The sequence below is a fragment of the Acinetobacter sp. CIP 102637 genome, from assembly GCF_000368425.1.
In the GTDB taxonomy this organism is placed as follows: Bacteria; Pseudomonadota; Gammaproteobacteria; order Pseudomonadales; family Moraxellaceae; genus Acinetobacter; species Acinetobacter parvus.
Genome location: NZ_KB849435.1, coordinates 634,130 through 659,831 on the forward strand (window position 1 = coordinate 634,130; position 25,702 = coordinate 659,831).

Sequence of the window (25,702 nt, forward strand, 5' to 3'; positions counted from 1 at the left end):
AAGGTTGATCTATGTTTATTAAAACGCTTGCCCCACAGGACCAGTTGATTTCGCAACTTGTGCCAATCATGGCGCAGGCAAGTCAAATATTGCTGGAAGAATACCAAAGTTATTGTGCAGGTTGCGAGTTTAATATTCAGGAAAAAAGTGATGATTCACCTGTGACACAGGCTGACCTCAAGATAAACCGTTTTCTATTGAAGCACTTGGCGGAAATAACCCCAGATTTGCCTGTGTTGTCAGAAGAAAGTGATTATTCCGCCCGAGCTGCATGGCAACGTTGCTGGATGCTTGATCCTCTTGATGGAACCAAGGAGTTTATTCATGAACGTGATGAATTTACCATCAACCTGAGCCTGATTGAAAACAGTCAAACTACTTTCGCGATTATTGCGGTGCCGTGTGAACAGGTGATGTATATCGGTTATACCTCACAGCAGCCTTATAAATACAGTTTTAGCCGCCAGCAATGGTCGCAGTACCAGATTGAAGAACATGTGGCTGAAGCAGCAATTCAAATTGGCCTGAGTCATCATAGTAAGAATCCAAAATACAAAAACTTTATTGAACAGATTTTGCGGTATCGTGAGGTTATTCGTCGTGAGGCGGGCAGCGCCTATAAATTCTGTATGATGCTGGAGGGGGAAATTGATATTTATCCGCGCTTTCATCCAACCTCTGAATGGGACACCAGTTCAGGACAGGCTTTTCTGGAAAGTATTGGTGGTGGTTTGATGACGCTGGATGGCAAGCCATTTCAGTACAACCAGCGTGAGACTGTGCTGAACAAGGGTTTTATCGCCTTTAGAGATCAGGATTGCAAAAAAATTGCTTATGATGCCTTGAGTCATTCAGGCATTTTAGATTGAGAGTTGAGCAGCTCATGGTATAGTGGGCTAAATTCTTATCTTTTATAATTGTAATATGGCCCTGCATTTATTGCCAAAAAGTATGTTTGAAGCAATTGATTTACTTCCCAATGCTTCAACCCCAGTGACTTTATTTACCCGCCACTCGCTGCGTGAGCTGGTAAATGGTCAGGGCTTGGCAAGCTATGATCTACAGTTGACTGAACAGGGGCGGGAGCTTGCCTATGCATGGGGGCAGTATTTAATTCAGAATACAGATCGGGCCATTCAGCACTGTATTTCAAGCCCAATCCAGCGTTGCGTGGATACCGCCGCATTGATGATAGAGGGTGCGGATCGCACCCATAAAGTGGTTAATACCCATACCATTGAAATTGTTGAACAGCGTTTGCTGGTTGAACCAGGCAGCTTTGTACTGGATATTCAGCAGGCTGCGCCCTATTTCCGTAAACAAGGTGCATTAGGGTTTATTAATAGTTTTGTGAACAATGCTTTGCCTGGTATGAAACATCCAATTACAGGCGTTTTTGATGTTCTGGAGCTGTTATATCATACCCATCCGACGCAACATCAGGGTTTAAGCTTGGCTGTTAGCCACGACACCATTCTTGCTGCGATTGTTGCTGTTATTTCAGGTAACAAACAAATTGAACAGTCCGATTGGCCTGACATGATGGAGGGGCTGTTTGTCTGGTTTGAGGGAGAGGATTTTAGCAATAGTAAGCTAAAATGGATTTGGCGTGGTCAAAAGCATGAACTGGTCATTAAAGATTTTCAGAATAAATAAGACTTTTGAAAAGTATGATTTAATTGTGCAATTTAAAATTAACAAACTACTAACGTTGCATTAGTAAATTGAAGATAATAAAAAAGCCCGAAAATCGGGCTTTTTTACATGCATCAAATTAGTTAGCTAAAGCTTTAATTTGAGCGTTTAAGCGGCTCTTGTGACGAGCAGCTTTATTTTTGTGGATGATGCCTTTATCAGCCATACGGTCGATTACAGGAACAGCTTTTTTGTAAGCTTCTGTAGCAACACCATAATCACCAGCAGCGATTGCATTTACTGTACGTTTGATGTAAGTACGAACCATAGAACGCAAGCTTGCGTTGTGTTTGCGTGCTTTAACGTTTTGACGAGCACGTTTTTTAGCTTGAGCAGAGTTTGCCACTCGTGCACTCCTTGAAAATAAGTTGGTCTGGGCGGGCTGAAGTTTAAACCAACAAAATTGGAAACATTCACCAGCCCGTAAACAAGTGCCATATTTTGAGGAAACTACGTCGCGAAGTCAAGCCTTGTAATGTGTTTAACTACATTTAACAGGTGATAATCTTGCAAGAAAACGTTACATTAACCCTAGTTATAACTTGAGTGATATAAAAATGAAAAGAGGTGATAAAAAAGCAATTGTGATTGGTGCAACGGGTCTGGTTGGCCAGGCCTTGGTGGAACGGTTGCAACAATCAGATGATTTTAGTTTAATCACGGTTGTGGTGAGAAAAAATTCAGATATATTAAAATCTTATAGTAAAGTAACACAGCTTATTCTGGAAGATTTTCTTTTGTTGAATGATGAGGACGTCAGTTCACATACCCATGCGTTTAGCTGCTTGGGAAGCACCATTAAACAGGCGGGTTCAAAAGAAAAATTTTATGCAATTGATTATGAAATCAATGCACACTTTGCTGATCTGGTTCAGGATAAAAATATTCATTTATTGGTTGTCAGTGCCTTGGGAGCGAATGCTAAATCGCCAATTTTCTACAATAAGGTAAAGGGTGAACTGGAACAATATCTCAAAAGCCTCTCAATTTATAAACTTTCAATTTTCCAGCCTTCATTGTTGATTGGTAAGCGCAGTGAAGTAAGGGTGTTGGAAGATATGGCTCAGACCGTATATAAACTGGTCGAAAAAGCTTGGACCAAGCCGTTTAAAGTTAAGCCTGTATCAGCTGAACAATTGGCGCATACTATGCTGGTCGCAGCCCAGACCCAATCAGCTGCATTTAAGCTGTATGATAATTTGAGTATACAACAAACCCAATAATGGAGAACTTCAGTGGCAACAATCCCTTTTGTAACCTGTGACCTGTTAGATGATAATCCTGAGAAAGACCTACAAGTCGTCACACCAAGCCTGGATGGAAAATTCTTTAAAAGTTATGGTGCGCGTAAAACTTTTGGTGGGCAGGTTGTAACAGTCAAGTGTTTTGAAGATAACTCACGTGTAAAAGAGCTATTGGCAACTGACGGTACAGGCAAGGTGCTGGTTGTGGATGGTGGGGCTTCCATGCGTTGCGCGCTAATGGGCGATTTGATTGCTGAATCAGCTGTGAAGAATCATTGGAATGGTGTGGTGATTTATGGCTGTGTGCGTGATGTTGACGCGATTGCTGAACTGGATTTAGGGGTTCATGCATTGGCTGCAATTCCACAAAAAAGTAACCGTAAAGGCATAGGTGAAGTTGATATTACCTTGTATTTTGGTGGCGTAACAATCAGTTCTGGTGATTATATCTATGCTGATAATAACGGAATTGTGATTGTTAAAGAAAAGTTGGTCGACTGCTAAAAGGAACACGATATGCTGAAAATGGTGAATCATCAAATTAAGGTTTTACAATCTGTTGTTGCAACTTTAATTGAAGGTGGAAGAGGTGTGATGGGAACACCCCAACCGAATCAGCCTTCGAAACCGTTAAAACTTTATGAGTTTGAAGGTTCACCCTTTTGCCGCCGTGTTCGAGAGGTCATTACCTTGCTGAATCTGGATGTGGAAATTTATCCATGTCCTAAAGGTGGGAAGAAGTATCGCCAAATTGTAAAAGATAAAGGTGGAAAAAAACAGTTTCCATTTTTAATTGATGAAAATACAGGGGCTCAACTTTATGAGTCACAAGAGATTATTCATTATCTATTCAAGCATTATGGTAAAACAGGGCAAACTCCTAGGAAATTCAGCCACTATCCAAAGCTTCCGTATATTTCGGCTTTGGCTTCAGTTGCCAATGTGGGTCGTGGTATCTGGATTGACCAGCAGATTATAGATCGTCCCGCTCCAGAAAAGTTATTAGAGTTGTGGAGCTTTGAGGCAAGTCCTTATACACGTTTAGTGCGTGAAGTTTTAACCGAATTAGAACTCCCTTATGTACTACATAATGTACCAAAAGAACGCTGGCAAGATATGGGACCTGCGGTTTTACGTTTGAAACCAGGCCACTATATTCCACTGCCTAATGGCAAGCGTGAAAAAGTGGTTGAAGTCATGGGGCGTGATATTCAGGTGCCATATCTGGTTGATCCAAACACAGGCGTGAAGATGTTTGAGTCAGCCAAGATTGTTGAGTACCTGAAAAAGCAGTACGGAAAATAAATTAGGACTTACGCATTGACGGATTCAAAAAAGTATTCAACTAGTTTATAAAGTATCTGTGATCAGACGAACTAAACATGTTTCTACAGCAACTTGTACATTACCCATTTGAGAAGTTTCAGGTAAGACGATCTAAACTGATTTTGAATCATATTTTTTCAGCCTTGATGGCCTACGTGGAGATACAAAAAAACCAGTTTGAGCAGATCTTTGAAAATGTATATCGTTGGCAGAAGAAATTATTTAGACCAATGATCAAAAACTTCATTGATGACTTTATTCTCGATAAAAATCATCTGCTACCACAGAAAGTCTATAAATAACAGTGCGTAAGTCCTATATATTTATAAGGGTCTAGACTAGAGCCTTGTTTTTTTCCTGATTGTGTGAAAATAATCCATATGAAAAAGAAAGTTTGATAGCCTAATGAAAAAATATCTTTTAATTGTATTGGGATTGGCAATTGTTCCAGCAACTTACGCAATGCGGCAACAAACATTTAACGTACAACATGTTCAATATGAGGTCATCAAAATAGAGGATCTGAGACAGCTTAAATTGTTCCTAAAAAGTCCTAAGACAGATCGTTATTACCAGAAGTTTTCTAATATTAAACGGGAGTTGCCAAAATGTGCACAGTTAAATTTTGCCATGAATGCAGGGATGTATCATGCTGACTTTCAACCTGTTGGGTTATATGTCGAAAATGGAAAGCAAATAAATCAGTTAAATGAAGAAACAGGTTTTGGTAACTTCTTTATGCAACCGAATGGGGTGGTTGCCTGGAATGATCAACAAGCGGTGATTAAAACAACCACGGAATATAAGCATGATGGGTTTAAGCCTCAGTTTGCCACTCAGTCAGGACCTATGCTGGTAAATAATGGCAAAATGAATCGCCAGTTCTTGCCTGACTCAAATTCCTTAAAAATCAGGAATGGTGTGGGGATCAAGGATAATCAATTGTATTTTGTCATTTCGAAACAACGGGTCAGTTTCTATCAGTTTGCACAATTTTTTAAGCAACAACTAAAAGTGGATAATGCGCTGTATCTGGATGGTTCAATTTCAAGTTTATATTCGTCCCAAACTAAACGTCATGACAAGACTTTTAATTTAGGGCCAATTGTTGGGGAAGTGAGTCGGAAAGATTGTCCCTAATCCCATTTAAGAAATTAGGGAGAATTTTATTTTTATTGGATTGGTGGCTTAGTGAGTGCAAGTAATTCCTTGCGACTGTAGCCTCGGGAAATCAATACTTTTTTGATGCCTTTAATCACATCTTCATCTGTTGCTTTGACTAAAGCATCCAGTAGTTGTTCATTTGATTTGCAAGAATAATCATTTTCAACGCAAGAGGTTTGGTTCTTGTGTTCATTATATTGCTGATCTGCATTAAACAATTTTTGCCAAAAACTCATAGAGCCTTCATATACAACCTAACATAGATCGAAATATAGTCACTTTAAAATAAAATACAAGTCAGCTTAAGTGATAAAAGCAGCAGTTGAACTTCAGTTTTTTCGATGATTCTTTTTGTTTCTAACGAAATTATGACAGTAGAATGACTTGATCTTTGAAAAACATCATTTTTTTTAGTAAAAACTTTGAATAAAAATAGAGAGTTATGGAAACTCTCTATTTTAAATGGTTACTTTGCAATAATTTGTTTAAATTTTTTCGAGCAATACACCAGATTCCACATGATGAGTAAAAGGGAATTGATCGAACATCGCAAATTTTATAATACGATGTGTTTGACTGAGTATTTTTAAATTATCATGCAAGGTATCTGGATTGCATGAAATATAAAGAATACGCTTAAAGCCTTGTAATAGTTTCAACGTTTCGTCATCAATTCCTGCGCGCGGGGGATCGACAAATACCGTATCAAAGTCATAGCTTTGAATATCAATTTCGGCTTCTTGGAGGCGTCTAAACGCTCTTTCACCTTGATACGCCTGAGTAAACTCTTCAGCTGATAAACGTGCTACTTGAATATTATCAATTTGATTCTGCTCAATATTCCATTGCGCTGCGTAGACTGAAGATTTAGCAAGTTCAGTTGCAAGGACACGTTTAAATTTCAAAGAGAGTGGCAGGGTAAAGTTACCATTACCACAGTACAATTCTAATAGGTCTTTCTCAGAGCTTTCAGCAGCATCACAAGCCCACTCCAACATATGTTGGCACACTTGTGCATTGGGTTGTGTAAAGCTACTTTCAATTTGTTTGTATTTAAAAATACGACCATGAACATTGAGTTGTTCAACCACGTAGTCGTCACCAATAATCACTTTTTGGCCACGGCTACGTCCCATAATTTTAATATTCAGCTTTTCTGCTAAAGCGTTCGCAGCGATTTCCCAATCTTCATCTAAACGGCGATGATAAATTAAAGTCACCAACATTTCTCCGCTCAATGTGGCAAGGAAATCAGCTTCAAAAATACGTTCTGATAAAATAGGAATTGCTTTTAATTCTTCTAATAAACGTGGCATCAAATCATTGATGCTTTGATCCGCAATTGGGAACTCATCCACACGAATAACTTCTTTTTGTTTACCATCTTCAGCACGTTCAAACATGGCATAGAACAAATCATTTTCGGTATGCCAGAGACGGAATTCGGCACGCATACGGAAATGTTGTTCAGGTGATTGAAACACTTCTAAAGTTGGAGGGGTGAACGGCGCAAATTGTGTGGTAATGCGTTCAACTTTCTCTTGAAGTTGCTGTTGATAAGATAGGGTCATAAGCGTGAAAAATTACAAATTAAATTTAGGTGAGGATGGTAGCAAAAAATAGGGTGAGCGTGTGGTTAAACTTAATATTCAAATTGTTCATACAGTACATGAACAATTTAAATATGATTGAAAAGTGGTGTTTTTATGACTTGATCTTTAAAATAACTTTTCCTTTTGATCGTCCAGTATTGACATATTGCAGTGCTTCTTGGGCTTGATCAAAATCATGGATTTGATCAATGATGGGTTTAAGCTTTTCGGCTTCGTCCAATTGTGTGATTTGGGTTAATTGCGCTCCATTGGGCTGCATAAATAAAAATGAATAATCAATACCACGCTGTTTGGCTTTGCAACGGATTGACCAACTGAGTAGCGGAATCACTTTTTTGAGTAACCAATTTGCATGGATAGCTTCCGCAAAATTTAGATCAGGAGGTCCAGAAATACGGATGATTTGCCCACCACGTTTTAGTACATTCAGGGATTTTGTTAAAATCTTATCGCCTTGAGTATCAAAAACCACATCATAATCATGAAGTACTTGTTCAAAATCAGTCGTGGTGTAATCAATAATAATATCTGCACCTAAGGCCTTGACCCAGTGAAGTTTGTTTCTCCGTGGTAAATTCTGCAAAAGCACCGACCTGATCAGTTTTGGCGTAAACTTCATCACCGACTTTAAAGTTATTGACTTGATTGCCAATCCCAACAACGACTCCTGCCAAATCATGTCCTAGGATAAAAAAAGCCCAGTTCAATATGACTGGGCTTTTTATCTTCAAGTTTATAAAGAATTATAAACCTGATTCGTATTCTTCATTGGAAAGCAGTTTTTCAACATCAGCGATATTGTCTGGCTTGATCTTGTAAATCCAGCCTTTACCATACGGCTCTTCATTGACGAAATCAGGATCATCTTCAAGCGCAGTGTTTACTTCAACCACTATACCTGAAACAGGAGCATGAATGTCAGAAGCAGTTTTGACTGATTCAACAATACCTGCCTGTTCAGTTGCAATCACATGGCTGCCTACTTCTGGTGTTTCCACATAGACTAAATCGCCCAACTCATCCTGTGCATGGTCACTAATCCCCGTAACAACCAGGTCACCCTCAATTCTTACCCATTCATGCGTACGCGCATATTTCAAATCTGCTGGATGGTTCATGACAACTCCTTAACAATCTGTCTCATCATTTTTGTCTGGCTTTATACAGGTTTTTTGGTCAAAACAAAAGTATTTAAAATGAAGCACTTTGCAATATTACAAATAAGGGTCTTTACGCCAGTTGCTTGGGCTACGGCCACTCCAGCGCTTAAAGGCACGGCTAAAGTTTGCCACATCAGAATAACCCAATTCGTCCGCAATTTGTTCCAGACTGTAATCTGTACGTGACAACAGGGAAGTGGCATGACGGTAACGCACCTCATCTACCAGAGTAGAAAAAGAGGTACCCTCTGCCGCAAGCTGGCGTTTTAAAGTACGGTCAGACATATGCAGACGTTCAGCAACATTTTCAATGCTTAAATAATGCTGTTCAGAATTGGTCAAAATATCACGGACACGCATGGCCAGACGGCGGCGCTCACCTAAAGCGGATAATTCAGTTTCACATTGGTTAATGGCAATCTGGCTGGCAATTGGGTCAGCATTGACCATTTTCAAGCCAAGATATTTTTTATCAAAGCTGGAAATTAAATGTGGCTGATTAAAATTTACTGTACTGGTTAATTTATCACGATATTTATCAAATCCCACAGGCTCAGGGAAATCTAAATCAACTTCACTTTTTAAATCTTCAATTCCTGTTAAGGCTTTGGCCATGGTCATAATGCCGATGCTGAGGCCCAGGATAATCTCAGTGCGTAAAGGTTCAACTTCGATGTCACACTGCAACTGCAAGGTGGCTTTAGGTCCAAACGTGGAAAAATAGAGTTGTAAAAAAGGCAAGCGTAATTGGATAAAACGGCTGGCGAGCGCAATTGCATCGGTAATATCATGCGCGGTCATAATGGCGTAGCCAATGAAACCATGAATCGAAATTCGCATTTGCGTGCCCAAATGAAAGCCAAGCGTGCTTTCACCCGTTAGGCGCAAAGCGTGTTTCACCAGTTCATTTGCAATCGGTGTTGGAATTCGATAATTCGGATCGGCCAGTTGCTCACTGGTTAAACGAAATGGGGCAAATAAGGTTTCATCGTTATATCCCCAACGAGAAACAACATCCAATAGCAATAAGCCATAGACACCTGGTATGCCCTGATCTTGACGAGTTGAGGTTGTTTTCATGTGCTTTCCGTGGCGCTCATCAATTTTGCCAATGTCTTTTAAACATATAAGTCTTAAATATCTTTACATGAAATAAAATTATCAATTATAAAAATTGTTGGACAAAAAATTCACCTAATCATTCAAAAATCAGGCTGGTTTTCTGAAAACCATAATTTTGGTTGTTGATATTAATAGCACATCGCCATGCTGGTTCAAAGCCTGCGTGACATAGCTGACGATACCACGATCAATTTTGGTTTTAGATGGCACAATTGCCGTAATTTCAATTTCAACATGAATTTTATCGCTAACACGTGTTGGGCGGGGCCAGCGTAAACTGGATTCTGTTCCCACGAGACCACCTGCGACAGGAAAACATTCAGTCCATAAACGCATGGTGACTGCCGAGGTGTGCCATCCACTTGCTGCCAAACCCTGAAAAACAGGATGTTCTGTGGCAGCTTCCTCATCCAGATGAAAGGGTTGTGGGTCATATTGACCAGCAAACTGTTTCACCTCATCAAGTGTCATTTCATATTCACGGCTGATGAAATGATCTCCAACCTTTAAGTCTTCTAAATACAACATTATTCTGGGTCCTGAGTCACTCGCTGTTCAACCAGAAAACCACCTGTCTGACGTTTCCATAGCTGAGCATACAAACCATCATTTGCAATAAGCTGCTCATGTGTACCTTGTTCGGCAATTCTGCCCTGATCAAGCACAATGAGTCGATCCATCTGGGCAATAGTAGATAAACGGTGTGCAATTGCAATAACCGTTTTGCCAACCATTAAGTCATTTAAACTGCTTTGAATGGCTGCCTCGACTTCGGAGTCAAGTGCACTGGTGGCTTCATCCAAGATTAAAATTGGTGCATCTTTCAGAAAAACCCTTGAAATTGCAATACGTTGACGTTGCCCACCAGACAGTTTGACCCCACGCTCACCCACATAGGCATCAAAGCCAACACGACCTTTCATATCGGTTAGCTGTGAAATAAATTCTTCCGCTTTGGCTTTTCTGACAGCCTGTTGAATTTCAGCTTCAGTCGCATTGGGGCGGCCATACTTAATGTTTTCAGCAACCGTACGATGCAGTAGAGAGGTGTCCTGAGTCACTAGAGCGATGTTGGCACGTAAACTATCCTGTGTAACTTCCTGAATATCCTGACCGTCAATCAGGATACGGCCTTGCTTGATCGTATAAAAATGCAGAAGCAGTTGAATCAGGGTGGATTTTCCTGCGCCAGAGCGCCCAACAATTCCAATTTTCTCACCTGGTTTGATGGTCAGGTTGAAATGATCAATGACATTCTTTTGGTTATAGGCAAAACTGACATCTTCAAAACGAATTTCACCATGTTGAACGGTTAACTCTTTTGCATCTGGTTTATCCTGAATCTGGATTGGTTTACCTAAGGTTTTCATGCCATCCTGAATGGTGCCGACATTTTCAAACAGCATGGTGACATGCCACATAATAAATTCTGCAAGACTATCCAGTTTTAATACCATTGCTGTGGTCGCCGCAATGACCCCAATGGCAGCCTGACCCTGCGTCCACAGCCAGACCGATGTGCCAATTACGCCAATAAACAGAAAAGCACTCAATAGGCGAATACTGATCTGGTATTTCACCCCCAGACGCATTTGCTTATACACCGTGACCATAAATTCCTGCATGGATTCTTTGGCATACTGGCTTTCACGGCCTGCGTGGGCAAACAGTTTCACCGTTTGAATATTGGTATAGGCATCAGTGACACGACCCGTCATCACTGCGCGTGCATCAGCCTGTTCCTGTGAGACTTTGCCCAGACGAGGAATGAAATAACTGGCAATCGCAATAAATAAGACCAGCCATAAAATCAAGGGAACAATCAGTACAGGGGAGATTGAACCAAGCACCAAACTGATTGTAATAAAGTAGATCAGCACATAAACCAGCATATCGCCTAGAATTATCCAGAATTCACGAACGGCCAATGCGGTTTGCATCACTTTGGCTGAAAGCCGACCTGCGAAATCGGTATGGAAGAAATCCAGAGTTTGTTGCAACAGCAGGTTGTGAAAAAGCCAACGCATACGCATTGGAAAATTACTGAACAAAACCTGATGCTTGATAACAGACTGTAGGCTGACAAAGAAAATATTGGCAAACAGAATGCTAATCAGAATGGTGAGATTTTGTTGGTTGGTCTCTAAAAAGGTATTGGGTTGGCTTTTAGTGAGCCAGTCAACCAGTTTTCCAATATAAGAAAAGAACAATGCCTCGAAACAGGCTGCGGCTGCAGTACAGGCAATCAGTAAAAACAGGAAAGGACGAACGCCTTTGGTGGCTTGCCAGACGAAAGCGAAAAACGTGGTAGGTAATGGTTTGTTTAAGTCTTTCGTTGGATATGGATCAACTAATTTTTCAAACCATTGCAGCATTACACTTTTCCTCTAATTCTAAAGTACTGATTCAGCTTCTGGATAGGATAGCAGAAAATTGACTTTGATAGATGAGAAAAGCGTATCTCTAAAAATGAGACATTTGTCCAGCCTAAAGCTTAGGTGATTTATTGAACCGTCAAGGACATCATATAGGACGGCGTCATACACGTACTTTAATGAAGAAAATGGGCATTAATGCGTTGTGTCGTCAATGTGCAATTGAATGTCGAAAAATGGCCGCCTAAATATTTTAATGATAGATATTAAAAACTGAATACATCGGTTAAAACAGGCGTATACTGAAAGACAACACCAGAACCAAACAGGATTAAAAGATGCTTGTTAAATTTGCAATTCGATTCATGGCTATTTTGTTTTCAGTATTGGCTTTAGCCGCAATTGTTATTCACTTTTTCTTTTCGAGTGCCTTAACGACTGACTTATGGATTATTGTTGTTCCTGTTATTCTTGGTATCCCGATTCTGACCGCGGTGGTCGTTGCAAAAGATGAGGAACTTAGTATTCATTGAATTGAGAATAAATCTTAATTTTCCGTTTTCATACTTAGTTCTGTAATCTCATCATTGAAAGCAGATTTAATATTTTGAGCTTTAAATTAAGCCTCCCATATGGGAGGCTTATTCATTTGGAAATGGTGTAAAAGTTATCTCAGCCCTCATTCAGACCTGTAAGAGAGGTTGGATTTGCAGCCCCAGTATTTAGGTTTTGAAAGTCATGACCTGATGGTGCCTGATAAATTCTCAATCCAAACTCAGGAATAATCGCAATCAAGTGATCAAAAATATCAGATTGAATTGCTTCATAAGATGCCCATGCCGTTGTATTTGTAAATGCATAGATTTCCAAAGGTAAGCCCTCACTGGTCGGCTGCAACTGACGGACCAATAATGTCTGGTTTTGGGCAATGCCTTGATGCTGTTTCAGATAAAACTCAACATATGCCCTGAATGTGCCAAGATTGGTTAAACGTCTTTGGTTGTAGCGCGACTGATTGCTCAGTTGTTTGTTGAAATCTTCAATTTCAGATTGTTTGGCATCCAGATACTGATCTAATAGCAAGAACTCTTTTAGCTTTTGCTGCTCTTCGTCACTCATAAAATGTACGCTACTTTGATCAACAAAAAGTGACCGCTTGATGCGACGGCAACCTGCATTACTCATACCACGCCAGTTTCTAAAGGTATCTGTCACCAGTTTATTGGTTGGAATGGTGGTAAATGTCTTATCAAAGTTCTGTACGGTCACGGTATGTAATGACATATCAATGACATCACCATCCGCATTTAAAGAAGGCATTTCAATCCAGTCACCAATCCGCACCATGTCATAAGAGGCGATCTGTACACTCGCCACCAAGGATAAAATGGTGTTCTGGAACACCAGCATCAGGACTGCTGTCATGGCCCCAAAGCCAGCCAGCAAGGTGAATACATCCTTTTTAAGGAAAGTACCCAGAATCATCAGACCACACACAACGAACAAAATAAGCTTGATCAACTGTAGATAACCCTTGATCGGCTTGTTCCGTGATTTTGGATTGCGTTGATAAATCAGGTTAAAGATATTCAGTGCTTCACTGATGGTCAGTGCAATGGTGAGGAAAATGAATGCCTGTGCACCCATCTGAATAAACATGATCAATTTGGGTGAAAGATGAGGAATGGTGGTAACCCCATTCATAACTACAAGGGCAGGAACAAGATTGGCAAGTCTGCGAATAATGCTGTGCTCGGCAAAAATGGATTGGTTCGATGTTTTTAGTTTGGTGACTAAATAGCCGATACCCCGAACAATCACTCTCTTGGCAATAAAGTTCGCTAATGCGGCAAAGAGGACGAGAACAATCAAGGCAAGCAAGGTTTCTAGCCACGGAAAGTGGCTTAGTTCACTTCGAATATCAGCTATAAAATTTAAATAATCCAAACCTAAACACCTTAAAATTCTTGAAGTGGAATTTTAAGGTGTTAAACGCTGCTATGATAATTTGGTCACATTTTATATACGATTCTTAAGAAATTTTAACATTTGTTAAAAGTAGATTACCACATCAGGTCATCTGGAATCACATAGGCTGCGTATGGGTCTTCCTCGTCCGTTGTTTGATCATTGGTCTGTGCATTATTATTCACAATGATAAAGCCCTGCATTTTCTGCTCAATTTTCTCCGCCAATGCCTTAGGGAGGTAGGCATAACTCTCTTGATCCTTTGCAATCACAAGCGAGCCTGAAACCAGCGCATTATAAACCTGTTGTGAGATATAGACTTTCTTGATCTTGCTGTCATCAATAAACTGGTAGACTGCATCACCGTCAGTTTGATTAATCTTATGTTGTTTAATCATCTGGATAATAGATGCCTTAAGGGCTTTTTCTTCCAATACACGCTGTTTTTCCAGATTGAGTGCCTGGTCTTTTGCCAGTTTCTCCTGATTGACACGGTCAATTTCCGCTTTTAATGTCGCATCATCATTCTGTCCAGTGCGCTGTTCATGCTGGGCTTGCTTGGTCAGTTTCTTTGCTTTTTTATTGTCAACTAAACCTGCTTTTAATAATTGCGCTTGCAGTGCATTTTTAACCATAATTCAATCCAGATTTGGGTGAGAAGAAGAACGAAAATAAACGATCCAATATGTCATACTCATGGCAAGGCTTAAACCTGTGGGTATGAGAAAGGTTTGTAATTTTAAATAAGGATAAAGCAAACTGGCAATCAGTCCACCCATTAAAAAACCAATAAAGATCAATACATGTAAGGAAATACGGCGATTTTCAACTTTTAAGCCACGGGCCTTATATCCGAGTGTCAGACCAATATCGGTTAAGACACCAGATAAATGCGTGGTACGGATAATTGCGCCTTTATAATGGCTGACCATCGCATTCTGCATACCCATTGCCACACATGCCCACAGCAGTCCATAACGGGGGAAAAATGGCAACAGTAACCAGGTAAGAAGCAGGAAAATGGCAACCAGACTAAGCGGCACGCCATAATGTCTACCAAAGGTCACGTGACCATTGCCAAGAATCAGGCCGCTGTAAAAAGACCCAATGACAAAACAAAGGATGACAAGGCTTAGATAGATAAAATGCTCAGGCCGCCAGTCAAGCAGACTCATTGCGAGCATGCTGACATTGCCTGTCATATGTGAAACGGATTGGTGTAGAACCGTGAATAAACCCAGAACGTTTACCATGCCTGCATTTAATGCCAATAGGAAAGCACCAAATTGAATCCAGTTGGGTAAACGTTGTAAAGGCATAGCAAGCTCAAACTACTAATTCTAGCGGTTTCGGAAATCTACAGCAGCAGTAAACAGAACATCGGTTGATGAATTTAACGCGGTTTCGGTTGAATCCTGCAATACACTAATAATCATACCAATTGCAACGACCTGCATTGCAATCTCTGATGATATACCAAATAAGCTACATGCAACAGGGATAAGTAAAAGAGAACCACCCGCAACACCTGAGGCGCCACATGCAGAGACTGCTGCAACAATAGATAAAATCAGCATCACGCTTAAATCAACATGGATACCCAGTGTATTTACGGCGGCGAGTGTGAGTACGGTAATGGTGACGGCTGCACCCGCCATATTGATGGTGGCACCCAATGGAATTGAAACACTCGCCATCGCTTCATTCACACCTAAACGATGCGCCAGATCGAGGTTTACAGGAATGTTGGCGGCTGAACTGCGGGTAAAGAAAGCGGTAATCCCACTTTCTTTGAGGCATCTAAACACCAGTGGATAGGGATTTGCACGCATTGTAATACCAACCAGAACTGGATTGATGACCAATGCCACGAAAATCATTGTTCCAATTAAAACCATCAACAAGTGTGCATAACTGGACAGCGTTGCCAAGCCTGCATCGGCAAAGGTCACTGCCACTAAACCAAAAATACCCACAGGAGCAAAACCAATCACGGTATGGATAATCTTATTGACCGCATCAGCAACATCTGTCAACACTTGCTTGGTTGAATCTGAACCATGTCGCAGGGCCAGTCCCAGACCAATTGCCCACGCCAGAATACCAATAAAGTTCGCTTCACTAATCGCCTGAACGGGATTGGCAATAAAGCTTAACAGCAGATTTTTTAGAATATCGGTAAGGCTTCCAGGTGCCTGTAGGGTGGTCTCGGTTGCCAGATGCAGGAATAGCTGGCTTGGAAACACGATACTGGCAATTACGGCGCTGAATGCGGCAAGCAACATTCCAACCACATATAACACCAATACAGGTTTCAAATTTGAGTTTTGTCCCACTTGGAAATTTGCGATTGAGGCAAGAACCAAAACAAACACTAAAATCGGTGCAACTGACTTTAATGCTTTAATAAACAATTCACCCAATAAACTTAGGTAGGGTGTAAAGCCAGGGAACAGCAATGCCACGCCAACCCCTAGAAAAATAGCGATAATAATTTTGCTGACTAAACTTAAGCGAGACAATACATTCAACATATAAAAGCCTTATAAACCAGTGCGCGGTTTAAGGTTAAACAAGCGCGGTATTCTATACCCAAGAACCGTGAATAATAAATTTTTTTTGCAACCTATTTACTCTAAAAATATTGTAAAAATTAACACAATGTTTTTAAAAGTCTTTTATAGAAACCTGGCACATCTTTTTGTATGAAAAAAGAGCTAAAAAGATGGGTTTATGGGTGCAGGATTTCAGGTGAAAGTGTTTGTATGGCCTGATAGTGGGATAAAAAGATTTTTCCACTTAACATATTGATTAACCTAGATGAATTGAGCTGATCCATGACTGGGCTCTTTACTTCAGATAAATGCAGCTGAATTCCCAATTGCAATAATTCCCCATTAAGCTCTTCCAGCATTTCCACCGCACTCAGGTCAATATTGCTGATGCTGGAACAGTTAATCACCACATGCTGTATCTGTGGATTATGGCTGAGTTCCGTGATGATATAGCCCTTTAGCACATGCGCATTGAGAAAGTTAAGGTTCTCATCAATACGGAAAGATGCGATTGTTTCTGTGGTAAGCACATCATAGCGGGATACATTCCTAAAATGCTGTGTACCCTCAACCAGACCAATCACAGCAATATGTGGACGGCTAATCCGCCATAATAAAAGAATAAATGTAAGGATGATTCCAATCACAAGTCCTGTCGAAATATCAATACAGGTGACACCAAGGAATGTGGCCCACATGGCCAGCCCATCGGCCTTGGAATATTTCCAGGTTTCAAAAAAGGGTAGGAATGAGACCAGTTTCCAGATGGAGACAAAAATCGTGGCAGCCAGAATTGTTAGCGGCAGATTTTGAAAAAAACTGGTGAAATAAAGGCTGACCGCAATCATCAATAATGAGGACATGACCCCAGACATAGGCGTTTTTGCACCTGCATCACTATTGACAACCGTACGGGACAAACTTCCTGAAACTGCAAATCCCATATTTATCCCTGCCGCAATATTGGCCAAGCCTAGAGCGATCAGCTCCTGATTGCTATTGAGGTCATCACGCTTTTGCAATGCGGTGGCCTGCGCAATCGCCAGTGACTCAACAAAACTAATCATGGCAATCATAAATGCGCTGGGAAGTAGTTTCTGAACCAGATCAAGATTCCATGTTGGAAAATGAAAGCTTGGCAGACCTGTCGGAATGATCCCAACAGTTTTCAGCCCATGTTGATCCAGATTGAATGCATACACAACAATAATTGAACTTAAAACCAATAACAGGGGAATGGTCTTATTTAAAAAATCTGATCGCACCCATTTAGGCAGAAAAACCAGTATGGTGATTGCCGCTAAACTCACGCCTACACTTAGAAAACTGATGTGATGGAAGTTATTGACCAAACTTCCAATAAACTCTGGAATATTGTTGGTCTGTAATGGAATGTCGAGCAGAAACTTAAATTGTCCCAAAGCGATTAATAATGCAGATGCAATAATAAAGCTTTTGATAACGGGATGGCTAATGAGCTGGATCAGGAAGCCAAAACGGAACAGGCCTAAAATCAGTGAAATAATTCCGACCATAATCGCCAGGAGACAGGCAGCTTCAATATAGGCGGTAGAGCCAACGGCAAAAAGAGGTTGAAGCGCTGAAAAAACCATCATTGAGATGATGGCAACAGGACCAATCGACAGTGTGGTGCTACTGCCTGTAAAGGCATAGATGATCATGGGTAGAATACTGGCATAGATACCCATCACTGGTGGAAGCCCTGCAAGCATGGCATAGGCCATTCCTTGGGGAACCAACATTGCAAGTACAATTAATGCAGCAACTACATCAGCCTTAAAGTGTGTAGGATGATAAGTCTTTAGCCATTTCAGTGCAGGAAATATGGACATATTCAGGTTGAACCGGTTTATGCATAAATAATTTATATTATATATAAATATATATTATTAATAAAAAAAGCTAAAGCGATTCAGTAGCAATTGCTTATTTAAGCAAAAGGTTTATATATTTGGACAGTAGTTTTCGTATAGGGTCTTTAAAACGACCTGGAGTTTAGGGTCACTAATTGAGTAAAAAATTTGTTTGCCTTCACGACGTGTCGTAACAACCTTACTTTTTCTGAGCATCATTAACTGTTGGGAAAGTGTTGGTTGGAAAATGTGAGTAAGCACTTCAATCTGGGAAACATTCAGTTCCTGCTTGGCCAAGTGGCACAAGATGATTAAACGATCCGTATTTGCCAGAGACTTCAGCACATTTACAATTGAGTCGGCAGACTCTCTCATTGCCTCGATCTCAAGATCCTTTTGCATATTACTCTCACGACATTACAACCGAACTTAGTATAAGTTGAGTAAATCAAAAAATTGAAGTAAAACTGAATAATTGCAATGGTTTTTAATGAAAATATATATAAGTAAAAGTGATATATTGTCTTGTTTTGCAGATTGCATTATTTTTTATTAAGAAAATAGGTATAGGATAAGAGTTCTGTGAAATTTGTCGTGTACAGAGATGAAAGAGAAAAAGACGCATCTAAACAGGATTACAAGTTTAGATGCGTAAAAGTGTATATATTGTTGAGGTAAGGAGTGTTGTTAATTCAAGTTTTTTAACTCATTTTCCAAAACTGGCCATAGTTTCTGATGGGATTTTTTAAACATCAGCATGTGTCCAATCTGTTTATAGCCATATTTTCTAGGGTTAAGTTCGATGAGCCTAGTTTTTGCATTGGGGTAAAGACGCAGTAAATCCTCAACATTTGCCTGTGTTGCAATTTCATCATCTGAGGCCCAAAAAGAAGTAATAGGGCATTGAATTTCCTGATGATAGTCATCAAAAATGCTTTTCCCAATCGCATTCATCACATAGCCAGGTTTGCTACAGAATTCTGCCCATTGTCTTGCGACATTTTTTGGCAAGTTTTCCCCCATACCGATAAACTGGGTTGCGCCATAGCCTTTGAAAAAGCTGGAAATAGGGAAAATAACATTAAACATGATAGGGGCAAGCAGCTTGGTTTTGCCTTTTAAGCCTTTTACGTGGCCTGTTGAACCCGCAATTGCCAGAACTTTGGCAACTTTATTATAGTTGGGATTCACCCCAAGAAGCTGACCCCCAGCACTATGCCCAATAATAATGACTTTTTCTGCCTGGGTTCGATTCAGCAAAGCATCAACTGCCGCTGGAACATCAAGTAGTCCCCAATCATTGATACTGGCTGTTGAATCTTTAAGTGCTCCATGTAGAGATTGACCAATACCACGAAAATCAAAACTTAGAACATCATAGCCTTGCTGACTCAACCACTCTGCAAAAGGGTGGTAAAAGGTTTTAGTAATCCCTGTCGCAGGACAAATGAGAATGGGATATTGCTGTTTATCATTTTGTGCAGGATAAAATTGAGCTGCAAGTTGATAACCATCTTTACAACTGATCCAAAATGATTCAGGGCTATTCATGAGCGAGCTACTCTTGTATTTGCATATTTCTACTTTACACAAGTTCTAAAAAGAAACTCGTGTGAAAAATGACTTAAAAGTCAATTATTATGTGATATAAAACCCTAATAGGAAGCTGATTTACAGGATAGCGGATGTTTGTTTTAACTCAAGCGACTGAACTGTCGATTATATTTAGTGGAATTTTTCTTTGGGTGGGGATGCTAACAGGAGTATGGAAATATTATCAAATTAGAAAAACGGAGCTTGCACGGGCACATTACTATGTAGATATTGCTCATCGAAGCAGTCTGCTTTATGCCGCCGCCAGTTTAATTCTGGCTGTATTGAGTTATTTTACAGTTTTGTCTGATATGTGGACTTTAGCTTGTGTGATTGCAAACCTATTCTTCTTTGCGATGTCCATTCTGACCTATATCATTCATGGATTGTTGAAAGATACCACCAATCAGTTTAAGCAGCCTCATCAATTAGGCCAGCGGGCCATTCCAGCCTGGTGCATGACGTTAATGATGTTAAGTTTAATTATTGTTGAACTGGGTGCTACAGCTATTTTATTATGTGGAACAATTGCAAAATTTTTAAGCTGATATAAAAAATGGATGATTAATCATCCATTTTCTCTAAAGAATTCTTTTGTCGATCAATATTTACCTGTCGACACTTTCGATCAATAATCCCCCACGTACAGAAAGCCATAGAGACGACCATTGCATAGGCGAAATATTCAGGTTTTAAGTTACCCATAATAGTGCCTTGGAATAACAACGTTGCCATTAAGGCCAGCGTTGTGATTGCATAGATGCTCGAATCAGTGGTCTTCAGAGTGTTAATGAAGACTTGCTTGTTGAAATGTAATGATAACATCTCCATCCCTCCTTGTGGCGATGACAAAACTTAAGTGTTTTGGTCAGAATTATTCTTTCAGTTGTACTGCTAATTTTTGAGTATTTCAATAGGTAACTGCAATATTTTTTAGATTAATTCATTAAATACATTGATTTTTATAACTTTTAAGTATTTTAAATGTGAATCTATAGTATTTTTCAGTAAAATGATAGATTGTTTTTTACATTTTGAAATATTTAGGGTTCTAACATAATGAATGATATTGCTATTTTTCTGTAGAATTAATCCATTTTAAAAAATAAAGATTTGTCGTAAACAGAGAATGCACATTGGGTAAAGGAGCATTCTTTGTATAGCTAAAATTATGTTTGGGTAAAACATCGTTTTAACGACAAATCATTTTAATTCTTGCCACCTGATAATCGGTCAATTGCAATTGCAATCATAAGAACGGCACATGATGGAAGTAACCAGGCAAGGTTTTGTTCACTTAATGGCAAGTGATCAATAAATTGTGGTAACTGTTCTGTAAAACCAGCCGCTTTAATTGCCTCTACAATACCGAAAAGGAAAGCGATGGCGGTCACTGAACCTACAATCAGCGATGGCTTGTTCCAGTGTTTCCAGAAAAAGCTGAGCATGATCACCACGATTGCTGGCGGATAAATTGCACTTAATAAAGGAACGGAAAACGCAATTAGTTTGGTTAAACCCAAGTTGGAAATTAACAGTGAAAACCCAATCAGGATAAAAACCAGTAATTTATAGGGTAAACCAGTTAATTCATTAAAATATTCAGCACATGCGCAGGTTAAGCCAATCGCAGTGACCATACATGCCAGAAAAATCAAGCCAGCCAGGAACAATGAACCTAGGTCACCAAAGGCATGCTGCACATAGGCATGCAGAATGACTGCACCATTATCTGCATTTGCCGCGACTTCATGGCTGCCTAAACCAAGTTTAAACAGACTGATATAAACAAGGGTTAAGCCTACACCTGCAATTAGGCTTGCGATAATTGCATATTTGGTTATCAGCTTGGAATCAGTTACTCCACGGGATTGAATGGCCTGAATAATCACAATACCAAATACCAGCGCCCCTAAGGTGTCCATGGTCAAGTAACCACTGACAAAGCCTTCGGAAACTGGACTGTTGACATAATGGTTAATCGGTGGAGAAATATAACCTGTCGGAATGGCAAAAGCTGCGATGCCCAGTATTGCAAGTGCAACAATTTTTAATGGTGCCAGTACGTGTCCGACTGTATCAAGCAGTTTATTTGGATAAAGAGAAACTGCTGCGGCAAAAGCAAAATAAATTACACTGTAGATCAGTAGGCTACTGCTGGATGTACCAAAATATGGTGCAAAACCAATTTCATAAGAAACGGTGGCAGTACGTGGTGTCGCAAATAACGGGCCTACCGATAGGTAACAGACTATGGTCAGTAATAAGCTGGCAAAACGACCAAGAGGGGAACTGATGAACTCAATTGAGCCCTGCATACGTGACAAGGCCATGATGGTCATTACAGGTAGACCAACTGCGGTGATTAAGAAACCAAATGCAGCGAGCCATACGTGTTCACCAGCCTGCTGGGCAACAATAGGGGGGAAAATAATATTGCCTGCACCAATAAACAGTGCAAAGGTCATAAACCCCAAGGCAATAATATCTCCTGTACGAAGTTGGTTCATAAAGGGAGGTATAAAATAAAAGTGCGGATTTTAGAATAAAAATGCTGTCATTTGAAACCAATTTTATGTGAAAAACGGTTTATTTTTGTCTAAAAAGAAATGATTAAAATCATAGGATTAGCTTTGGTAAACTTAATTGTTTGAAAAGATTTTAAAAGTAAAAAATATCGTTTGTTATACTTTTTTCCTATGATGTTGATCGAAATTAAATGTAAAATAAAAAGTGTCTTTCAGTCGTAAAAAGATTGAAGATTTGAGAGCTAAGGCGTAAAACTACTGAAATATTGAATGCAGTATAAAAATGGCTCTGCATTACGAAATTAATTTGATTTTTACATAAGGAATATCTCGAATGAGAGCTTCTACTGTGACCATTAAAACGGAACAGGATATTGAAAAATTGCGTATCTCAGGGCGTTTGGCAGCACAAGTTCTAGAAATGATTGGTGCCTATATAAAGCCAGGTGTTTCAACTGAATATTTAGATGATATATGTAATGATTACATCGTAAACACTTTGCAGGTTATTCCTGCCAATGTGGGTTATCACGGTTTTACCAAAACAACCTGTATTTCTGTCAATGAAGAAGTATGCCATGCCATCCCCTCTGCCAAAAAGATTTTGCAGGAGGGTGACATTCTCAACATTGATGTGGCTGTGATTAAAGATGGTTATTTTGGCGATACCAGTCGGATGTACTTTGTAGGTGAACCAAGCCCTGAAGCTAAGAAATTAGTTGAAACGACTTATGATGCAATGTTGGCAGGTATTCGTACGGTCAGACCTGGAGCAACATTAGGCGATATTGGCTATGCAATTCAATCTGTTGCTCAAGCTCATGGTTATAGTATTGTCCGTGAATATTGTGGGCATGGTATTGGACGTGTTTACCACGAACAACCCAATATCCTGCATTATGGCCAGAAAGGTCAGGGCATGGTATTGAAAAAAGGCATGGTCTTTACCATTGAGCCGATGGTAAATGCAGGTAAGGCGCAGGTGAAAGAGTTGAGTGATGGCTGGACAGTGGTGACACAGGACAAATCTCTTTCAGCACAATGGGAACATATGGTTGCCGTGACAGAGGATGGTTTTGAACTGCTCACCCCTTGGCCAGAGGGAACAGGGCATTATCCTGCTATTTCATAAATGCAGCAAAGGCCTGATCTTAATCGGGTCTTTTTATCGTGGAACATAGGGTAAGTTGTTCAACCAGATAGTCGATGAATACACGAACCGCTGGCAGCAAGCCCCGACGTGATGGATAAACTGCATGGAAGATTCCATGTGGCGCAGTCCATTCTGGTAATACTTTCACCAATTGACCAGATTTAATGAAATCCTGAGCGATGCTATCAGGCAATAGGGCAATTCCACAATTCTGACTGGCTAATTCTGCCAGCATCAACAAGTTCGAACCCATAATCACAGGATTGACCTTGATTTTCTTCTGTTGCTGATGATCTGGACCTGACAGTAGAAAATGCTGGTCAAGATGCTCTTCAGCCATGCTGATAATACGATGTTCAGACAGTTGTTCAGGTGTGGTTAAATGCCCGAATTCATTTAAATAGGCCTGGCTGGCAAAAAGACGTTGTTCAATGGCTGCAAATTGTCTTAAAACCAGATTCGGGTCATCGTCCAGTTTGGAACGCACACGCAACGCCAAATCAATGCCCTCATTAATGACATCCACACGGCGGTTACTCACCATCATCTGCACACGAACTTCTGGATATGTTTTTAGAAAAGCGGGCAATATTTTTGCCATTTGATTCTGGGCAATATCCACAGGTACACTGACCTTGATAACACCACGTGGCTGACTGCTTAAATGATTCACCACATCATGGGCAGCTTGCGCTGCATTCATCATTACCTGTGCATGGCGATAGACATCCATGCCAATGTCTGTCACAGCAAAATGGCGTGAACTGCGCTGGATAAGACGGACACCCAGTTGCTCTTCAAGGTTATAAACCCGACGGCTAAGTTTTGATTTGGGAATATCGGTTGCACGTTCAGCAGCACTAAAACCACCATATTCAACCACAAGCGCAAAGCAATAAAAATCATCTAAATCCGTCAGCATTACGCTATAAGCTCCAATTTCTTGTCATCAAGTTAAATCAGTATAAACGTGATGATTAAACATTTTGGGTCAAAATATCCCGAACCTGTTTATATTCGTTTAGTCGCTCAAAGTCTTTGCTTGTTGGCGATGAAATCCGAGACAAGTCCATATTGTCATTGATATCTGCCAATTTCACAACACGCGCCAAAGGGTTTTGTACGGTCCGTTGAGCGGCTTGTATTCGTGACTCACCTTTTTGTTTGGTCAGTGCAACGATTGCCTCGATAATGTGTGGTTGGAATCCCAACGCCTGTAAATCTTCGATGCTTGTCTCAGTATCTTCTAAGACATCATGTAGCACAGCAATAATCTTATGTTCAATATTGGGTACATTTAGCATGACTCTCAATGGATGTAAAATATAGGGTGCATTGGCTTTATCAACTTGGCCTGCGTGTTGTTTTGCTGCGAATGCAATCGCTTGTTCAAGGGTTGCCATCAGCTTAATCCTCCTATTCAAGATAGATTAGCGTGTCATATTCTTTTAAACTGACTGAAATTCTTTATGCTTTATTATTATGTCATATCAACTCATCAATATTGTCGATGCTACCCAGAATATTTTATGTCCATATTGCCAGCATGCTGTTTTGGACTGGGAGCAGGAACAATATATTCAGCCTTGTGAACATACTTTGTTTATGGCGATGGATTTGGGTTTTGAATTTATTGCAGACCGTTTTGAGGATGTTTTAACACAGTCCATTGAAGAAATTCATGAAGATCCAAACATGAATGTTTTTATGACTGTGACGCAGGCAAACTATCCTGAAATGAAAATCTATAAGGCAGATTTGGGCGTGGAGGGAATGTTCCGCTATGTTGGTTTTAGTGAACAGTAAGTTTAGGCAAATAAAAAAGCCAATCATTTGATTGGCTTTCTGCTTTTACAGCTTAGGCTTCAGGCGCTGGACTGTACTGCTCAACTAATGGCTTTAACTCACCATTCTGGAACATTTCAAGCATGATATCGCTGCCACCAATAAGTTCGCCATTGATCCATAATTGTGGAAAAGTAGGCCAGTTGGCAATTTGAGGTAAAGTTGCACGAATATCTTGATTTTCCAAGATATTTACATAGGCAAATGGACGACCAATTTGGCTAAGTGCTTCTACTGCACGCGCAGAAAAACCACATTGCGGGAATTGGGGAGTGCCTTTCATGTAAAGTAAAACAGGGTGTTTCGCAATTTGATCACGAATTAACGCTACTGTATCACGCGCTTGTTCCGTCATAGATAGATCCTCAACTAATCTTGTCAAATTATATACTGAAAAACAGTTTACGAGCTATTGTTAAAGATTTTTCTTATATAAATGTGAGTTTATGCTTTCAATCTACGCAAGTTTTTGCTTATATAACTTTTT

29 protein-coding genes and 2 pseudogenes are annotated in these 25,702 nt (G+C 40.1%); 11 read left to right on the forward strand and 20 right to left on the reverse strand.

All coding sequences use genetic code 11. From position 1 onward, the window contains the following. Positions 1-11 precede the first annotated feature (11 nt). The gene (locus F967_RS05995; protein WP_004798846.1) at positions 12-869 is read left to right on the forward strand and encodes a 3'(2'),5'-bisphosphate nucleotidase CysQ family protein; all 858 of its coding nucleotides are present in this window, start codon (positions 12-14) and stop codon (positions 867-869) included. 55 nt (positions 870-924) lie between these two features. Beyond that, positions 925-1,656 carry a histidine phosphatase family protein gene (locus tag F967_RS06000; RefSeq protein ID WP_004680951.1) on the forward strand — a complete coding sequence of 244 codons (732 nt, stop codon included), beginning with the start codon at positions 925-927 and terminating at the stop codon, positions 1,654-1,656. 118 nt (positions 1,657-1,774) lie between these two features. Here the strand turns inward: F967_RS06000 and rpsT are convergent, their stop codons facing one another. Next, complete coding sequence (gene rpsT, locus F967_RS06005; protein WP_004677838.1) at positions 1,775-2,041, reverse strand: 30S ribosomal protein S20; 267 nt, start codon at positions 2,039-2,041, stop codon at positions 1,775-1,777. Positions 2,042-2,252: 211 nt separating this feature from the next. Here rpsT and F967_RS06010 point away from each other — a divergent pair, with 211 nt between their 5' ends. From F967_RS06010 to F967_RS06030, 5 genes and pseudogenes are all read left to right on the forward strand, one after another. Continuing rightward, positions 2,253-2,918, forward strand: coding sequence for an NAD(P)H-binding protein (locus tag F967_RS06010; protein ID WP_004680950.1), 666 nt, complete (start codon positions 2,253-2,255; stop codon positions 2,916-2,918). 12 nt (positions 2,919-2,930) lie between these two features. Beyond that, positions 2,931-3,443, forward strand: a complete 513-nt coding sequence (rraA, locus tag F967_RS06015) for a ribonuclease E activity regulator RraA (RefSeq protein ID WP_004680949.1) — start codon at positions 2,931-2,933, stop codon at positions 3,441-3,443. A gap of 12 nt (positions 3,444-3,455) precedes the next feature. Continuing rightward, on the forward strand, positions 3,456-4,244 hold the full coding sequence (locus tag F967_RS06020; RefSeq protein ID WP_004680948.1) for a glutathione S-transferase N-terminal domain-containing protein: 789 nt from the start codon (positions 3,456-3,458) through the stop codon (positions 4,242-4,244). A 107-nt stretch (positions 4,245-4,351) separates the two neighbouring features. Continuing rightward, positions 4,352-4,567 (forward strand): annotated as a pseudogene (locus tag F967_RS06025) (IS701 family transposase); the annotation flags it as partial. Positions 4,568-4,670: 103 nt separating this feature from the next. After that, on the forward strand, positions 4,671-5,405 hold the full coding sequence (locus F967_RS06030) for a phosphodiester glycosidase family protein (protein WP_004680947.1): 735 nt from the start codon (positions 4,671-4,673) through the stop codon (positions 5,403-5,405). 32 nt (positions 5,406-5,437) lie between these two features. Here the strand turns inward: F967_RS06030 and F967_RS06035 are convergent, their stop codons facing one another. The 7 genes and pseudogenes from F967_RS06035 to F967_RS06065 form a co-directional block, all read right to left on the reverse strand. Then, entirely contained in the window at positions 5,438-5,665 is a 228-nt protein-coding gene (locus F967_RS06035) for a hypothetical protein (protein ID WP_004680946.1), read from the reverse strand. A 249-nt stretch (positions 5,666-5,914) separates the two neighbouring features. Beyond that, positions 5,915-7,000, reverse strand: a complete 1,086-nt coding sequence (gene trmA, locus F967_RS06040) for a tRNA (uridine(54)-C5)-methyltransferase TrmA (RefSeq protein WP_004680945.1) — start codon at positions 6,998-7,000, stop codon at positions 5,915-5,917. Between the two features lie 133 nt (positions 7,001-7,133). Then, a pseudogene (locus tag F967_RS06045) lies at positions 7,134-7,734 on the reverse strand (zinc-binding dehydrogenase); the annotation flags it as partial. A gap of 51 nt (positions 7,735-7,785) precedes the next feature. After that, positions 7,786-8,160, reverse strand: coding sequence for a glycine cleavage system protein GcvH (gcvH, locus tag F967_RS06050; RefSeq protein ID WP_004680943.1), 375 nt, complete (start codon positions 8,158-8,160; stop codon positions 7,786-7,788). A gap of 96 nt (positions 8,161-8,256) precedes the next feature. Next, positions 8,257-9,282, reverse strand: coding sequence for an AraC family transcriptional regulator (locus F967_RS06055; protein ID WP_004680942.1), 1,026 nt, complete (start codon positions 9,280-9,282; stop codon positions 8,257-8,259). A gap of 129 nt (positions 9,283-9,411) precedes the next feature. Further along, positions 9,412-9,852 (reverse strand): MaoC family dehydratase, encoded by a 441-nt coding sequence (locus tag F967_RS06060; RefSeq protein ID WP_004680941.1) that lies wholly within the window; start codon positions 9,850-9,852, stop codon positions 9,412-9,414. Beyond that, positions 9,852-11,699 carry an ABC transporter ATP-binding protein gene (locus F967_RS06065; protein WP_004798849.1) on the reverse strand — a complete coding sequence of 616 codons (1,848 nt, stop codon included), beginning with the start codon at positions 11,697-11,699 and terminating at the stop codon, positions 9,852-9,854. The genes F967_RS06060 and F967_RS06065 overlap by 1 nt, the downstream gene beginning before the upstream one ends. A gap of 338 nt (positions 11,700-12,037) precedes the next feature. Here F967_RS06065 and F967_RS06070 point away from each other — a divergent pair, with 338 nt between their 5' ends. After that, the gene (locus F967_RS06070; RefSeq protein ID WP_004680939.1) at positions 12,038-12,232 is read left to right on the forward strand and encodes a hypothetical protein; all 195 of its coding nucleotides are present in this window, start codon (positions 12,038-12,040) and stop codon (positions 12,230-12,232) included. Positions 12,233-12,371: 139 nt separating this feature from the next. Here F967_RS06070 and F967_RS06075 read toward each other — a convergent pair whose 3' ends face one another. The 7 genes from F967_RS06075 to F967_RS06105 form a co-directional block, all read right to left on the reverse strand. Further along, positions 12,372-13,646, reverse strand: a complete 1,275-nt coding sequence (locus F967_RS06075) for a mechanosensitive ion channel family protein (RefSeq protein WP_004680938.1) — start codon at positions 13,644-13,646, stop codon at positions 12,372-12,374. Positions 13,647-13,762: 116 nt separating this feature from the next. Beyond that, entirely contained in the window at positions 13,763-14,302 is a 540-nt protein-coding gene (locus F967_RS06080; RefSeq protein WP_004680937.1) for a DUF2058 domain-containing protein, read from the reverse strand. A gap of 3 nt (positions 14,303-14,305) precedes the next feature. Beyond that, positions 14,306-14,986, reverse strand: coding sequence for a YoaK family protein (locus F967_RS06085; RefSeq protein WP_004680936.1), 681 nt, complete (start codon positions 14,984-14,986; stop codon positions 14,306-14,308). Positions 14,987-15,007: 21 nt separating this feature from the next. Continuing rightward, complete coding sequence (gene sstT / locus F967_RS06090; RefSeq protein WP_004798852.1) at positions 15,008-16,201, reverse strand: serine/threonine transporter SstT; 1,194 nt, start codon at positions 16,199-16,201, stop codon at positions 15,008-15,010. A gap of 197 nt (positions 16,202-16,398) precedes the next feature. Further along, complete coding sequence (locus F967_RS06095) at positions 16,399-18,075, reverse strand: SulP family inorganic anion transporter (protein WP_004798854.1); 1,677 nt, start codon at positions 18,073-18,075, stop codon at positions 16,399-16,401. 111 nt (positions 18,076-18,186) lie between these two features. Then, positions 18,187-18,498: an ArsR/SmtB family transcription factor gene (locus F967_RS06100; RefSeq protein ID WP_004680927.1), complete on the reverse strand. Its 312-nt coding sequence runs from the start codon at positions 18,496-18,498 to the stop codon at positions 18,187-18,189. 285 nt (positions 18,499-18,783) lie between these two features. After that, positions 18,784-19,647 (reverse strand): alpha/beta hydrolase family protein, encoded by an 864-nt coding sequence (locus F967_RS06105; RefSeq protein WP_004798855.1) that lies wholly within the window; start codon positions 19,645-19,647, stop codon positions 18,784-18,786. A 134-nt stretch (positions 19,648-19,781) separates the two neighbouring features. Between F967_RS06105 and F967_RS06110 the strand changes: the two genes are divergently transcribed. Beyond that, positions 19,782-20,237, forward strand: a complete 456-nt coding sequence (locus F967_RS06110; protein WP_004798857.1) for a hypothetical protein — start codon at positions 19,782-19,784, stop codon at positions 20,235-20,237. A 16-nt stretch (positions 20,238-20,253) separates the two neighbouring features. Here F967_RS06110 and F967_RS06115 read toward each other — a convergent pair whose 3' ends face one another. Then, complete coding sequence (locus F967_RS06115) at positions 20,254-20,514, reverse strand: hypothetical protein (RefSeq protein WP_004680924.1); 261 nt, start codon at positions 20,512-20,514, stop codon at positions 20,254-20,256. 383 nt (positions 20,515-20,897) lie between these two features. Then, positions 20,898-22,199, reverse strand: a complete 1,302-nt coding sequence (gene brnQ, locus F967_RS06120) for a branched-chain amino acid transport system II carrier protein (protein WP_004798860.1) — start codon at positions 22,197-22,199, stop codon at positions 20,898-20,900. 352 nt (positions 22,200-22,551) lie between these two features. Between brnQ and map the strand changes: the two genes are divergently transcribed. Further along, entirely contained in the window at positions 22,552-23,349 is a 798-nt protein-coding gene (gene map / locus F967_RS06125) for a type I methionyl aminopeptidase (protein ID WP_004798862.1), read from the forward strand. A gap of 19 nt (positions 23,350-23,368) precedes the next feature. On the opposite strand, the gene F967_RS06130 is transcribed toward map, so the two are convergent. Beyond that, positions 23,369-24,292: a LysR family transcriptional regulator gene (locus tag F967_RS06130; RefSeq protein ID WP_004798864.1), complete on the reverse strand. Its 924-nt coding sequence runs from the start codon at positions 24,290-24,292 to the stop codon at positions 23,369-23,371. Between the two features lie 55 nt (positions 24,293-24,347). Next, complete coding sequence (locus F967_RS06135) at positions 24,348-24,773, reverse strand: HD domain-containing protein (RefSeq protein WP_004798865.1); 426 nt, start codon at positions 24,771-24,773, stop codon at positions 24,348-24,350. Positions 24,774-24,852: 79 nt separating this feature from the next. Here F967_RS06135 and F967_RS06140 point away from each other — a divergent pair, with 79 nt between their 5' ends. Further along, a complete protein-coding gene (locus F967_RS06140; RefSeq protein ID WP_004798867.1) occupies positions 24,853-25,176 on the forward strand; it encodes a hypothetical protein in 324 nt (107 codons plus the stop codon). A 52-nt stretch (positions 25,177-25,228) separates the two neighbouring features. On the opposite strand, the gene grxD is transcribed toward F967_RS06140, so the two are convergent. Beyond that, the gene (gene grxD, locus F967_RS06145) at positions 25,229-25,570 is read right to left on the reverse strand and encodes a Grx4 family monothiol glutaredoxin (RefSeq protein ID WP_004639270.1); all 342 of its coding nucleotides are present in this window, start codon (positions 25,568-25,570) and stop codon (positions 25,229-25,231) included. Positions 25,571-25,702 lie beyond the last annotated feature (132 nt).